Origin of the sequence: Photobacterium aquae, assembly GCF_001029445.1 — a bacterium.
Classification (GTDB): Bacteria; Pseudomonadota; Gammaproteobacteria; order Enterobacterales; family Vibrionaceae; genus Photobacterium; species Photobacterium aquae.
The window spans coordinates 41,213-54,782 of the sequence record NZ_LDOT01000027.1 but is presented as its reverse complement, the minus strand read 5'-3'; the positions used below and the strand labels follow the sequence as shown (position 1 = coordinate 54,782).

Below are 13,570 nucleotides of genomic sequence, written 5' to 3'. Positions count from 1 at the left end.
GATTACGCTTCAGCGGTCACTTTAAACGTACCCTTTTTTGCAGCATGGGCCCGCCAACCGATAAGCGTTACTGTGGAAATTACCGCTCCAATCAATGCTGCGCCCAGCCAGATACCCGCCGCCATCACGCTGCCAATACCGGCGTCATGCAACAGGAACATAGAGAAAATACCTGCACCCGGCGTTGACAGTCCGATACCCGCCGCTCCAACAATGGCACCTGTCACCATAGAGCCCGCCAAGAAAGAGCCAATCACCCGGATAGGATCTTCAATTGCCATCGGAATTGCGCCTTCGGTGATCCCTGCCAAACCAAGCAGCCACGTTGACTTGCCCGTTTCAATCTCAAAATCCTTGAACAGACGCGGAGCCAACATCGTCGATGCTGTCACCGTAAAGGCAGAAACCATCTTTACCGAACCGAAAATGGCATAGGGGCCATATACACCATTGGCCATTGCGCCAAGGCAAAACGCATAAGCCGCTTTGTTAACCGGACCGCCAAGATCGAACGAAACGAAGACACCGATAATAGCCCCCAGCAACAGGGCATTAGAGCCAGACAAGCCATTAAGCCAATCTGTCAGGCCTTGATTTAGCATCGCTACCGGCTTACCGATCACAAACAACATCAGGCTACCGACCACCAAGGTACCGATCACCGGATAGAGATAGAACGTAAGAAAACCGTTAAAAGCAGGGCTCAGGCGAACGTTCTCCTTTACCCAGCGCATCACGTAACCGGCGAGCAGGCCACCGACAACGCCGCCAAGGAAACCCGAACCAATCATATTGGCAGCAAGACCCGCCGCAAAGCCCGGGCCCAAAGCCGGCTTGTCGGCCAACGAGTAGGCCGTATAGGCTGCCAACACCGGAACCATCAAGGTGCCAAGCAGCCCCCCGCCGAGTTTTCGGTACATGTTGAGCCACGAACCATCAGTGGCGTACAGCTCCTGCAGATCAAATATTTGAGCCAGCAAAACGGCAACGGCCAAAACGGTGCCACCTGCGACGATCAACGGCACAGCAAACGAAATGCCGCTTAATAGTGCTTGTTTCAATTCGGTTTTGAGCGGGACTTTTTTCGGCTTGTCCTCCGTTGCCGCGACGCGATCAGCGCTTCGCCCACGCTTGGAGGCTTCCAGTGCATCATTCAAAATACGCTCAGCATGGCGGATCGGCTCAGCTACCGGTGTTTCGACCCGAGGAATACCTGAGAAACGTTCCACTTCCTTAATCGCCACTTCGGCGGAGAAAACCACGGCCACGGCATTGTTTAACTGCTCTGTGGTCAAACGCCCCTCGATACCATTGGCTCCTTGCTTCTCGACATGGACATTGATCCCCATCTTCTTGCCGGCCTTCTCTAGGTACTCTGCCGCCATATAGGTATGGGCAATACCCGCAGGACACGCCGTCACACAGACAATCGTCGGCGCATCCAAATTTGTATTTATGTTGTCTTGTTCTTCTGACACTTCTTCATTACGGTCAAGCAAAGACATGAGCTCTTCGGCAGACTGGGCATTGAGCACAGCCTCACGAATGTCGTCATCCACCAGCGTGGTTGTCAGCTCTGTCAGAAGATGCATATGGGTGGAGCCCGCTTCGGCATTTGGAATCGCAATCAAAAAGACCAGGTTGACATCTTCCTCCTCGTCTTCATCAATCCCCTGCCACTTGAGATCCTGCTTAAGAGTCGCAACCGCAAAGCCCGCTTCCTTTACGGCATCAGTCTTACCATGCGGAACAGCAAGCCCCTCACCAAGAGCCGTTGGGCCTTGGGATTCGCGGGCAAATACCGCTTCTAAGTAAGCCTGTTTGTCATGTAGCTTGCCGTGCCGGTCAAGTTTATCGGCCAGTGCAAAGATTGCTTCTTCACGGCTGGCAAACACCGTTTGAATATCAATCAATGACTGGTGGGTAAGGGTAGTCAGTTTCATGGTCATCCTCAGTACCGTCGTTTTTACGGGCTAACTCCGCCCTTAGTTGTATTAATACAAATATAATACGTATTACCACAAGATGATCCGTGACAGCTTTCACAATTCCCTCAAGATATGTATCTATGTTGTATTATCATTTTACATCTGTTTGTATATGACAACTTTGCCCAGCAGGCAAAAAAAGGTAAAATCACCCGACAAATACCCTTGCCGTCCAAGCAACTAGATGATTTGAGCCCGACTTTCTCAGATATTTCCAACATGGGTATAACTATAAACAGCGCAACACCAAATTGCCTTGCCAGAGGAGAAGCATGTGGCACGCCTTCCTATGTACCGCCAAATTGCTGATGCAATAAAGGAACAGATCCAAGCCGGTGACTACAAACCTGGGGAAGCCCTGCCGACAGAAGCCCAGCTGCGCGAGCAATTCTCGGTCAGCCGCGTTACCGTGCGTCAGGCACTGAAGTTACTCATCGAACAAAATGTCCTCGAGAGTATTCAGGGAAGCGGTACTTATGTGAAAGAAACCAAAGTCGACTACGACATGTACCAGTACTCAAGTTTCTATGAAAAGCTGAGCCACCTGAACGTCAAGACCCACAGCGATATTCTGAGTTTTGAAATTACCACGCCATCACTGCAGATTGCCGAAGCGCTCGAAATCACGGAGCTGGACCGTATTTTCTATGTCAAACGGGTACGCTTTATCGACGATAATCCAGTCACGCTTGAAGAAACCTGGATGCCGCTGTCGCTCTTTCCTGATCTCAGCTATGAGGTCATGCAAGGCTCAAAATATGAGTTTATCGAAGGGAAAAAGAAAATGATCATCGACCGCAGCGAACAGGAAATTATCCCCGTTCTGCCACCGGAAGAGGTCGTCAACCAGCTTGGCATACCGGCTGACCAGCCCATCATAGAGAAGATTACCAAAGGCTACTTGGTGGATGGGACCGTATTCGAATATAGCCGCAACTACTTCAAGTCATCCGACTACAAATTTACCTTGGTGGCCAAGCGTACCCATCACTACTAAATGCCCGGCGGGATCCGACCCGCCTATTGCTATTGCTATTGCTGATTCACATCCCCACACAAACGCTCACCACACAAATACCAATTCCAAATAATCAAATTAAATGATGGACTATAGTTAGCGGTAACGGACTTGGCCGATGCCCTGCACACATAATACAGGGGCGACATTTAGCAGAGCGAGGAAGCACAATGGCGACAGGCATCTATTTGTTTCAAAATGATTTGAGACTACATGACAACCCGGCCTTCTCCCTTGCCTGCGAAGAAGTAGACCATCTCATCTGTGTTTACTGCCTCCCCCCGGGCAACGCCAACCAATACCCTTACCGAATGACACAACTCGGCTATGCCCGCCAGCAGTTTCTCCTACAATCTCTTGATTCCCTGCGAGAACAGCTTCATAGCTACGGCCAAGTTCTTCATGTGCTTCTCGAACACCCTTTGGATATTTTACCGCAACTCATCAGCCAATTTAGCGTATCTGCTGTCTACAGCAGCGAACATGCCGGCATCTATGAGAACCGGATATGGCAAACACTACAAGGGCGCTATCCTTTTCTCGTTTTTCGTCAGGTTGCTGGCCATACTCTGTTCGACCGCACCGAATTACCCTTTGATATTAAAGAATTACCTGAAACTTTTTCAGCCTTTCGCCGCCAAGTCGACGATATCCCTATTCGCAATCCACTCTCATCAATCACCCGTATGCCGCCAGCGATCAAAAGCATCAATGATTATGATGTGGTAAGCCCCATGCTCAATTCACGCCACGATAATCCCTTCACCGGAGGAGAGCTTGCCGGGCTGGAGCATATCAAACACTATTTCGCATCCGACAAACCTCGCAACTACAAAATCACCCGCAACCAGCTTGACGGCTGGGACTACTCCACCAAGTTTTCCCCCTGGCTGGCTTTGGGCTGTCTGTCTCCCCACACCATTATTCGCGTACTGGAAAACTACGAGCATCAACATGGGGCCAATGACTCAACCGGATGGATTAAATTCGAACTACTATGGCGGGAATACTTCCAGTGGTATGCCCACTGCTACGGAACCAAAATGTACCACTTTGCCGGGATCAGAAACCGCCGTCCCCATACCGCCTTCTACCCAGAGCGTTTTCGTCGCTGGTGCGAGGGCAACACCCCTTATCCCATCGTCAATGCCTGCATGAACCAGCTACGCCAGACCGGATTCATGTCCAACCGCGGCAGGCAACTTGTCGCCAGCTGCCTAGTCAATGAGCTCGAACTTGACTGGCGCTATGGCGCAGGTTATTTCGAGCAGCATCTGATTGACTATGATCTGGCATCAAATTGGGGCAATTGGCAGTACCTTGCTGGTGTAGGGGCCGATCCCCGAGAGCACCGCCGCTTCAACCTCGACAAACAAACCGCCCAATATGATCCCGAGCAGCGTTTCATCCGTAGCTGGCAAGGAAACAAACATGACGGCGGCATGGACTCGGTTGACGCGGCAGACTGGCCAATATACTGAGACGCCAAACTCGCACAACGTTCTATACCTGCACGAATAAACTAACAAAGGATCGGAAATGCGTTGCGATCACTACCATACCCTGCGCCTTATACTCGGTGACCAGCTCAATGCGTCCCATAGCTGGTACCAAACCAACGATCCGGGCGTCGTCTACCTTGTTGCCGAGCTCCACCAAGAGACAGGCTATGTTGTCCACCATGTCCAAAAAATCTGTGCATTCTTTATGGCCATGGCACAATTTACCAAGGCACTAGAGCAAGCCGGGCACAATGTCCTACACCTGACCTTAGATGACACGGCCCAAACACCTACGCTTCCGGCCCTCCTAAACCAGCTCGTTGACAAGCACCATATTCGCCAAGTCGAATTCCAACGCCCCGACGAATACCGTTTGTTCACACAGCTTCGCAACCTGTTACTGCCAGAGGGCACACAATTGCGCGAAGTGGACAGCGAGCATTTCCTACTGCCCTTTTCCGAGATCACCAAACAGTTTCCGGCAGGTAAAGCCGTCGTCATGGAGCATTTCTACCGCAGGATGCGCAAGACGCACGGGATATTGATGGCCGGGGACAAGCCCGAAGGGGGGAAATGGAACTACGACAAAGAAAACCGCCAAACACTGAAGGCCAAAGATATTGAGGCGATCCCGCCCCCGCTACAATTTGCAGACAACTGCGAGCCCATCCTTCAGCGGCTTCGACGGCACAAGGTTGCTACTATCGGCACGGCGACCCCGCAGCTCCTGTGGCCGACAAGCCGCCAACAGGCCCGCTCGCTGCTGGCCTATTTCTGCCAGCACCAACTCGCCAGCTTTGGCCGGTTTCAAGATGCCATGACCGCGCAATCGCCGCACAGCTGGAGCCTCTACCATTCGCGGTTATCCTTCGCCCTGAACAGCAAAATTCTCCATCCCCGCGAGGTCATTGACTCAGCGATTGCTGCCTACAGGGAAAATGACGATATCAACCTTGCGCAAATCGAAGGATTTGTTCGCCAGATCCTTGGCTGGCGTGAATATATCCGTGGTATGTACTGGGCCAACATGCCACTCTACCCTACGCTCAATGCGCTGGAAGCCAAGCGCAAACTTCCCGATTTTTTCTGGGACGGGAAGACAAAAATGGCCTGCATGGCAGCCGCTATCACACAATCACTGGCTATGTCCTATGCCCATCATATCCAGCGCCTGATGGTCACCGGCAATTTTTGCCTACTCACGGGCATCGATCCGGATCAGGTCGACCACTGGTATTTGGGGATCTACATCGATGCAATTGAGTGGGTAGAAATGCCCAATACACGAGGCATGGCCCTGTTCGCCGATGGCGGCCTGATCGCCACCAAACCCTATGCAGCCAGCGGCAACTATATCAACAAAATGAGCGACTACTGCACCGGTTGCCACTATAACCCCAAAACCAAGACCGAGCCGGACTCATGCCCTTTCAACAGTCTCTATTGGCACTTTCTCGACCGCCACCAGCGGCGAATTGCCGCCAATCCCAGAACGGCGGTTATCTACCGAAGCTGGGACAACAAACGTGAAGACGAGCGACAGGCTGTTCTTGACCATGCCAAGCAGCTCATTGCCAATATTGAGAACCTCTAACCACGGCGGCGATACTCACCCGGCGATAGCCCGAAATGACGCTTGAACACCCGGCAAAAATAACTCACATCAGAGATACCGATCTCTTCTGCAATTGTTCCAAGGCTATTGCTACTATTGCGCAGACGCCATTGGGCGTGATCGAGCTTCATTGTCTGCCAGTACGCCTTGGCCGTCACACCATGCTGGGCCATAAACAACCGATCGAGTTGCCGCCGTCCCAAACCCAGTGTCTCGCCCAGCACGTCGATAGTCTCCGTACCTGATAGAGACTGACGCATCAATCCGATCGCCCGTGCCACATGGCGACTCCCTCCCTGTATTGCCAATTTGTCTTTATCCAATGAACGCAGGTGATGATGCGAGTCTCTGGCCTCATCCACCAACATATCGGCCAGCCCCTTAAATGCTCGCTCACGGCCGCAATGAACAGCCAATAGCTCCGCGGCCAATTCAATCGCCGCCGTCCCCCCGGCACATGTAATCCGCTTACCATCAATGCAAAACAACTGATCCTGTTTGACCTCGATAGCCGGGAAAAAGGAGGCAAACTCCCGGGCATGGCGCCAATGAACCGCAACCTGACATCGTTCAAGCAGCCCTGCAGCCGCCAACAGAAAACTGGCATTGTCGATCGCCACCAGCTTGAGATTTTTCACCGCGGCACGGCGCAGAAAAGCACGGTAATCATCGACATACTCCATACACTGCTGGGCATTGCGGCTGCCAAATAGCACCAAATAATCATAATGTTCCAAATCAACATCAATGATACTCGTACTGACATCTATTACCGCCCCACTACTGGACGCCAACGCCCCACGGTGCAAGCTGGCAATATCCCAACTGCAATATCGCTGACGGCTGAAATCTTCCTCGTCGGCCGAAAAGCGCAATTTATCGAGGAACCCGGCAAAGGGCAGCATATTAAAAGCTGGCAGAGGCAACAGCAAAAAACGGACATCAGGGGATAGCGGCAAGTTCGGATATTCAGACACAAGAGGTGATCAACATAGTCAATAATGTCTAAATAATACCTTATCTATTCCAAATAAGACCACATACATCCATTTCTCAATCGCTATACTGCTGCCTTCGAAATATAACCAACAGGAATATCAATGAGTTTCGAAAGCTGGCTTATTTACCTCTTCGCCGTTACCGGGCTGGCCTTTGCACCGGGCCCCAACGTGCTGCTGGCTCTGAGCCACGGTGCCATATACGGCCGCCGCAAAACGCTCGCCACCATCAGCGGCGGTGTCAGCGGTTTTATGATTGTTATTGCCCTTTCGATGATTGGTATCGGCTCGTTGATGCAAGCCTCTGCCCATATTCTGACCGTGTGCAAATGGCTGGGCGGGGCCTACCTGATTTACCTCGGTATCCAACTTTGGCGCTCGCCGGGTATTGCGATTGGCAAGCTTGATTCATCCCACCAGTTGAGCAACGCTGCCCGCTTCCGGCAGGGATTCCTCTCGGCCATCGCCAACCCCAAAGTACTGCTGTTCTTCGGCGCCTTCCTGCCGCAGTTTATCAATCAGGGCCAACCTCTCCTGATGCAGTTTTTAATCATGGCCTCCACCTATGCCGTTATGGAATTCTTGGTTGAGTTCATGGTCGCCAGCGCCGCCACCCGCCTAAGGCCTTGGCTTGAAAAGAGCGGACGTCGTTTTAACCAAGGATGCGGCAGTTTATTTGCATTGCTAGGGGCCAGCTTGCCGCTGACCCAATAATATATCCACCTATTTGGCAGGCAGCGGTACGGAACATTCGGAACAGGAACAACCGCTGTCCTGCCCCCCACCTATATCTCCTACCATTTCCCCAAAACACGCTCTTTTGCTCATTGTTTACAACTTTTTTTGGGAAACACCTGCCAAATCGATCCCCCCTTACCTTCATCCTAATGCGTTTTACCCCCTGCCTCTTTATGCTCCCCACACTTCATACCAGCATGACCGACACTGTTTCATTTTTGCCACAGCGGTTCGATTACTCATCGCTGAGCCTTGCAGGACTTATACTTACCCTCGTGTTGGTTCACAGTGATAGCACCGATTAGCCCTCTAAACGGTGTGTAACAGGTAGCCTATGTTTTTTATAAAGAAGATACGATCGTCCCTATATTTACCGTTACTGCCCCTGCTTGTTGTTGGCTGTGGGACAACCTCTCATGCCCCGCGCACACCCAGCGAATATAGCTTTTACGATACCACTCAAAGTTTCGTGACTTTCAATGAAACCCGCCGCAACGGTGCAGTGGTCGACAAGGGGATTTTCTACCCAAAAAGCGAGTTCACGTTCACCTACCGCTACTGTTCGGACAACCCGCAACAGGCCGAGCATGATGTCGTCGAATACCAAACGCTTGCAAAAAATGTCTGTAATATCAATCAAGGACAGCTGATCCACCAAGGAACGGGGACATGGTGCGTAAGCAATGCCAACACCTATGACGAGCAGCCTATCTTCTATGCGCGGATTTCCAGTACCGACCTATGGGCAGATCTCTGCCTTGATGGCCCATTCGTTACCTTAAAAACCATCGAAAATACCCACCATAACGGTGAGGAATGGTTCGAGGCGGCTCAAGTGCTCGGCTATGAGCCCTATGGTGCAGAACGCCTGCTCGTTCCGCCAGCCGAAGCCGGCACCTTGCATCAGGCCCCTCCCGCCCAACCAGCTCCAGCCGTGGTTAGCGAAGAAAGCCTCTATATCAGTGCCAATCCTGGGGCAACCGTCTGTATTTTCGACAAACCACCAGGTTCGCCTTATGGCTATACCTACCGCGGCCAAGTGCAATCCAGCCAGAATGGAATCATCCGGGCGCTCGTCAGCCAAAAATACAAAGGGGATCTGCGCACCGCCCCAGCACAGGAATTAGTACCGTGGCACGAGCAAGCCTATATCACCGCGGCTTCGACCTCATGGTTTGTCTGCTCTTAGCGATCACTCCGCGCACCACGATAGCGTAATAAAAAAGCCACCGTCAAAAACGGTGGCTTTTCAGCTATCAGCTATCGACCTTACATCAAGCGATCGTACAAGTAACTGTAGATTTGCGAGTACATCTCTGCGCGCGTATTGTTATTTGACGCTCCGGCATGCCCACCTTCGAGGTTTTCGTAATAGAGCACGTCATGGCCTTGTGCCTGCATCAAGGCAACCATCTTACGGGCATGGGCAGGATGAACTCGATCATCACGCGTCGAAGTCGTAAACAGCACTTTCGGGTATGCCGTCTCCTTATGGACATTGTGATAAGGAGAGTAGGTCTTCAGGTAATCCCAATCGGAAGCCAGATCCGGATCGCCATACTCAGCCATCCAGCTCGCCCCGGCCAACAACTTATGGAAGCGTTTCATGTCCAGTAGCGGAACTTGACAGACAACGGCGTTATACAAGTCTGGGCGGCGTGTTACCGCAGCTCCCATCAGCAACCCACCATTGCTCCCTCCCTGAATACCAAGGTGTGCGGGACTGGTTATCTTACGGGCTATCAGATCCTCGGCAATCGCCTCAAAGTCCTCATACGCCTTATGGCGATGATGCTTGAGTGCGGCCCGATGCCATGCAGGGCCATACTCACCGCCCCCGCGAATATTGGCCAGCACATAGACACCGCCTTTTTCCAACCAATTCTTGCCGATAATGGCGCTGTAATAAGGAGTTAGGCTGACCTCAAACCCACCGTAGCCGTATAGCAATGTCGGGTTGTTGCCATCAAGCTTGAGCGCTTTTTTGTGGATCACAAAATACGGTACCTTGGTCCCATCCTTGGATGTAGCAAAGAACTGCTCGCTCACCATATCGTCGGCGGCAAACTTAGCCGGAGCTGATTTCAACAAGGACACTTGTGCCGTTTCAGCGTCCACGTCATAGATGCTGGCTGGCAACAAAAAGCTCGAGTAATCGATAAAGAAATGATCACTCTGGGAATTGGCATTGAACGCATAAAGGCTGCCGTTATCCCCAAGGGGAAGTTGCTTGGCTTGCCATCCCCCGTCCTTGGCAGGGGAATAGATCGCTAACTTGCTGGTCACATCCTCCAGCCAAGTCACCAAGATGTGATTGGCGGTAAAATGCAGCCCCTCAATACTCGCATGGGGCGTCGGTGCCACAAATTTTTGGTATCTCGGCTTCTCTTTGATCAGCTCGTCCACCGGCGCATACACAATACTGCCCTGAACCAGCGTCTGGCCGTAATTCTCGGTATCGGACTTGAGCTGGAAGAACAGCTTGCCATCGAAATACCCGCCCACCGTCGCATCGTCCGGGATCGCCAAAGCATGAAGCTGCTGCTTCTCATCAAGAAGGAAGTTCTTGCTGGTATAAAAACTGGTGCCCTCTCGGATCAACGCAATCTGGCCATGACGGTCATGCAGTGTGTAGCCCGAGGCAGATACCGACTCGACGGCACCTTCATAGAGCGGCTTGGCCTCGGCCAATTGAGTATCTCGACGCCACAATTTAACCTGACGAGGATAACCCGAGTCCGTCAGACTACCTTCCCCGTAGTCGGTAGCCACCAGCAAATGATTGTGATCGAACCAGCTAACTTGAGATTTCGCTTCGGGCAGAACAAAGCCATCGGTGACAAAGCGCTTGCTGGACAGGTCAAACTCACGCACTACCGTAGCATCGGCGCCTCCACGAGACAGCGATACCAAACAGCGGGTATTATCAGGCTCAAGGCATTCCATCCCCTTGTAGACCCAGTCGGTCTTCTCCGCCTTGGCCAGTGCGTCAACGTCGATCACCGTTTCCCATTTCGGGTTCGGCTTGCGGTATTCCTCCGGTGACGTTCGGCGGTAGATGCCTTTGACATGATCGCTATCTTGCCAAAAATTATAGTAATACCCCCCTAAAAGACGCGGATAGGCCAGTTTGTCTTCGGCATTGAGAATAGCCAGAGAGTCCTCAAAAACCTGCTGGTAGTTGTCGCCCTTTTGGAGATAAGCCTGAGTGACACCGTTTTGCTGCTTAACCCAGCTCAAGGCTTGCTCACTTTCGACTTCTTCAAGCCACAAAAACGGGTCCTGCTCGGCAGATACCGCTCCGCCAGCTCCCAGCATCGCGATGCTGGCTGCCAGCAGTGTTTTGTATGTCCCCATAAAAATTCATCTCCCTTGGTCTAAAGCTCTTTTGATTAGACAATATCGCGCCCGAAAGACATCAGGCAACCATCAGTAATAATAATTACAATAAGTTAGAGCTATCTAGACACTCTATACCCAAGCTTCGCTATTGTGAACCGCAATGAAAATAATACTCTCTCAGCGCCAGCTCGGGCGGCAATCGCCCACTTACACGCCATCGCCCATCTTGCTCAATATCAATGCCGGCACCAGCCTTCATCGCGTATGCTGTTTTTCCCCAGAACTCACCACAGGCCACAGTGTGAAAGTCGATGACCTCAAACTGTTCGTCAAAATTGTCGAACTCGGTAGCTTTACTGCCGCCGCCAATGCCCATGACCTGCCCCGTGCCAATGTCAGCAGGCGGATCAACGAACTGGAACACAAACTCAATGCCCAATTGTTCCACCGTACGACCCGTCGCCTTTCGCTGACCAATAAGGGGGAGAGCTACTACCGCGATGTCCTCAAGGCACTGGCAATCCTCGATACGGCCAACCAACAGCTTTCCGGTACCGTACACAATGTCCGCGGGCGGATAAAATTAGGATTGCTGGCGGAAGCCCACGAGTTGCTCCAACCAATTTTGTTCGCTTTCCAAGACAAATATCCCGATGTAGAGTTGGATCTTCGCACCATCAACAACGGCTTCGCCGACATGTTCCAATACGGGCTGGACATTGCAGTTCACAGCGGCAGGCTGATCGACTCCGATCTGGTCGCCAGACCCCTGATCAAACTGGATCGCTGCCTTGTCGCCTCCCCCCAATACCTTCGCCAACACGGTATCCCGGAGACCCTCGACGATCTTGCCCACCACCAATGTATCTGCTTTCGCTGGCCTAGCGGCGGTATCGAAAATATCTGGCATTTCAAAGACGGCAGCATCACCATGGCCCCCAAACTTATTGCCAATATCGTCGGCTTTATCAAACAAGCCTCCGTCAACCACCGGGGTATTAGCTTTCTGCCGACCCTGCTGGTCCACACTGAGATCCAGCGCGGCGAATTAGTCACCTTGCTGGAACAGTACCAGCCTCAAGCAGAAAACAGCTACCTGCTCTACCCGCAACCCAAAACCCTCAATCATGCCAGCAGGCTGCTCATTGAGCACCTGCTTGACGAAGTGCCCAAGCTAAGCCAATTGTCTCAGTATTCATGACAGTCAGTCTGATAAACGGCTAATTATCTGAACAGCATTCAATTATAAGATGGCCCCAAAAATGGAGTCATCTTATGAACGCTTTCACTCAGTGTGCCATCGCCATTGCGATAGCCCCCCTGCTGGTTGGGTGTAATCAGCAACAAACCGCCCCCAAATCGCCATCACCGGCATCACGCCCCCTCGAGGTCATCGAACTCAAATCGGCGACAAGCTACAGCAACAAGCACTTCAGCGGCATTGTCCATGCAAAAGACAGCGCGGCACTGGCCTTCCGAGTGCCGGGAACCGTGCAGCAGCTCTTGGTCAAAAAAGGGGATAAGGTCCAGAAAGGGGATGTTGTCGCCCGGCTCGATCCCCATGACTACCAAGTGGTGCTCGACGAGCTCAATGCAAAAATGCTTGAGGCCCAATCGGCCCATAAGCTCGCCAATGCAGAACTGCGGCGAGTCCGGCAGGCAACCCAAGACGATGCCATTGCCAAGGTGAATCTTGACCGGGCGATCAGTGGCTACGAACGTAGCCTGTCAGCCATCAAGGTTGTCGAGAAAAATATCCAGCGGGCCACGGATGCCCTGCGCTACACTGAGCTTCGAGCCCCGTTCTCCGGCATCATGGGCCATATCAATATCGAGGCCCATGAACAGATCCTCTCAGGGGCTCCGGTTCTGATCCTGCAAGATACCTCAATCCTCGATGTGGATATCGACGTCCCCGAAAACCTCATTGAGCATTTCAGCCTGGGCCAGAAAGCCGCTATCAATTGGTACAACGCCACGCGGCCAATTCCCGCCAGCGTATCGGAAATCGCCGCCCAGCCCCACCCCATCAAGCAGACCTATACCGTGACCTTGGCAGTAGCCGAAACCAATGACTCATTGTTCAGCGGCAAGGCTGTGACCGTCAGCACTGCATTGAACCACCATAGCAATGCCTACTGCCTGCCGTATTCAGCCTTGGTTGGCAGTAAGGCCGAGCTGCATATCAACCGGATCCGCGACAGCCTTATCGTCCGAACGCCCGTGAGCCTGCAGGCGGTTGATGCATACCAAGCCTGTGTCTACGGCGAGTTGCAGGAAGGCGACTATGTCGTCGTCAGTGGCAGCCACTATCTCAAAGACGGCGATCCGGCCACGCAGCTGCAAGTTCGTCAGGATTAAGGAGGTAT

General features: G+C 52.3%; 10 protein-coding genes. 7 read left to right on the top strand and 3 right to left on the bottom strand.

The features are described 5' to 3' along the window. Positions 1–2: 2 nt before the first annotated feature. The gene (mngA, locus tag ABT56_RS18005) at positions 3–1,943 is read right to left on the bottom strand and encodes a PTS 2-O-a-mannosyl-D-glycerate transporter subunit IIABC (protein WP_047880299.1); all 1,941 of its coding nucleotides are present in this window, start codon (positions 1,941–1,943) and stop codon (positions 3–5) included. Between the two features lie 319 nt (positions 1,944–2,262). Between mngA and ABT56_RS18000 the strand changes: the two genes are divergently transcribed. The 3 genes from ABT56_RS18000 to ABT56_RS17990 all read left to right on the top strand — a co-directional run bounded on the left by ABT56_RS18000 (position 2,263) and on the right by ABT56_RS17990 (position 6,102). Next, positions 2,263–2,985 (top strand): GntR family transcriptional regulator, encoded by a 723-nt coding sequence (locus tag ABT56_RS18000; RefSeq protein WP_205626102.1) that lies wholly within the window; start codon positions 2,263–2,265, stop codon positions 2,983–2,985. Between the two features lie 191 nt (positions 2,986–3,176). Further along, positions 3,177–4,487: a DASH family cryptochrome gene (locus ABT56_RS17995; protein WP_047880297.1), complete on the top strand. Its 1,311-nt coding sequence runs from the start codon at positions 3,177–3,179 to the stop codon at positions 4,485–4,487. Positions 4,488–4,545: 58 nt separating this feature from the next. Further along, positions 4,546–6,102, top strand: a complete 1,557-nt coding sequence (locus ABT56_RS17990) for a cryptochrome/photolyase family protein (protein WP_047880296.1) — start codon at positions 4,546–4,548, stop codon at positions 6,100–6,102. Here ABT56_RS17990 and ABT56_RS17985 read toward each other — a convergent pair. Further along, positions 6,099–7,100: a GlxA family transcriptional regulator gene (locus ABT56_RS17985; protein ID WP_240478350.1), complete on the bottom strand. Its 1,002-nt coding sequence runs from the start codon at positions 7,098–7,100 to the stop codon at positions 6,099–6,101. The genes ABT56_RS17990 and ABT56_RS17985 overlap by 4 nt on opposite strands. Before the next feature lie 123 nt (positions 7,101–7,223). Between ABT56_RS17985 and ABT56_RS17980 the strand changes: the two genes are divergently transcribed. Together ABT56_RS17980 and ABT56_RS17975 are read left to right on the top strand one after the other, a co-directional pair. Next, positions 7,224–7,835, top strand: a complete 612-nt coding sequence (locus tag ABT56_RS17980) for a LysE family translocator (RefSeq protein ID WP_047880295.1) — start codon at positions 7,224–7,226, stop codon at positions 7,833–7,835. A gap of 493 nt (positions 7,836–8,328) precedes the next feature. Then, positions 8,329–9,048 carry a hypothetical protein gene (locus ABT56_RS17975; RefSeq protein ID WP_157037897.1) on the top strand — a complete coding sequence of 240 codons (720 nt, stop codon included), beginning with the start codon at positions 8,329–8,331 and terminating at the stop codon, positions 9,046–9,048. Positions 9,049–9,128: 80 nt separating this feature from the next. Here the strand turns inward: ABT56_RS17975 and ABT56_RS17970 are convergent, their stop codons facing one another. Beyond that, on the bottom strand, positions 9,129–11,216 hold the full coding sequence (locus tag ABT56_RS17970; protein ID WP_047880293.1) for a prolyl oligopeptidase family serine peptidase: 2,088 nt from the start codon (positions 11,214–11,216) through the stop codon (positions 9,129–9,131). A gap of 286 nt (positions 11,217–11,502) precedes the next feature. On the opposite strand from ABT56_RS17970, the gene ABT56_RS17965 reads away from it, so the two are divergent. Together ABT56_RS17965 and ABT56_RS17960 are read left to right on the top strand one after the other, a co-directional pair. Then, complete coding sequence (locus ABT56_RS17965; RefSeq protein WP_047880333.1) at positions 11,503–12,402, top strand: LysR family transcriptional regulator; 900 nt, start codon at positions 11,503–11,505, stop codon at positions 12,400–12,402. A 74-nt stretch (positions 12,403–12,476) separates the two neighbouring features. Then, positions 12,477–13,562 carry an efflux RND transporter periplasmic adaptor subunit gene (locus ABT56_RS17960; RefSeq protein ID WP_047880292.1) on the top strand — a complete coding sequence of 362 codons (1,086 nt, stop codon included), beginning with the start codon at positions 12,477–12,479 and terminating at the stop codon, positions 13,560–13,562. The last annotated feature ends 8 nt before the right edge of the window (positions 13,563–13,570 follow it).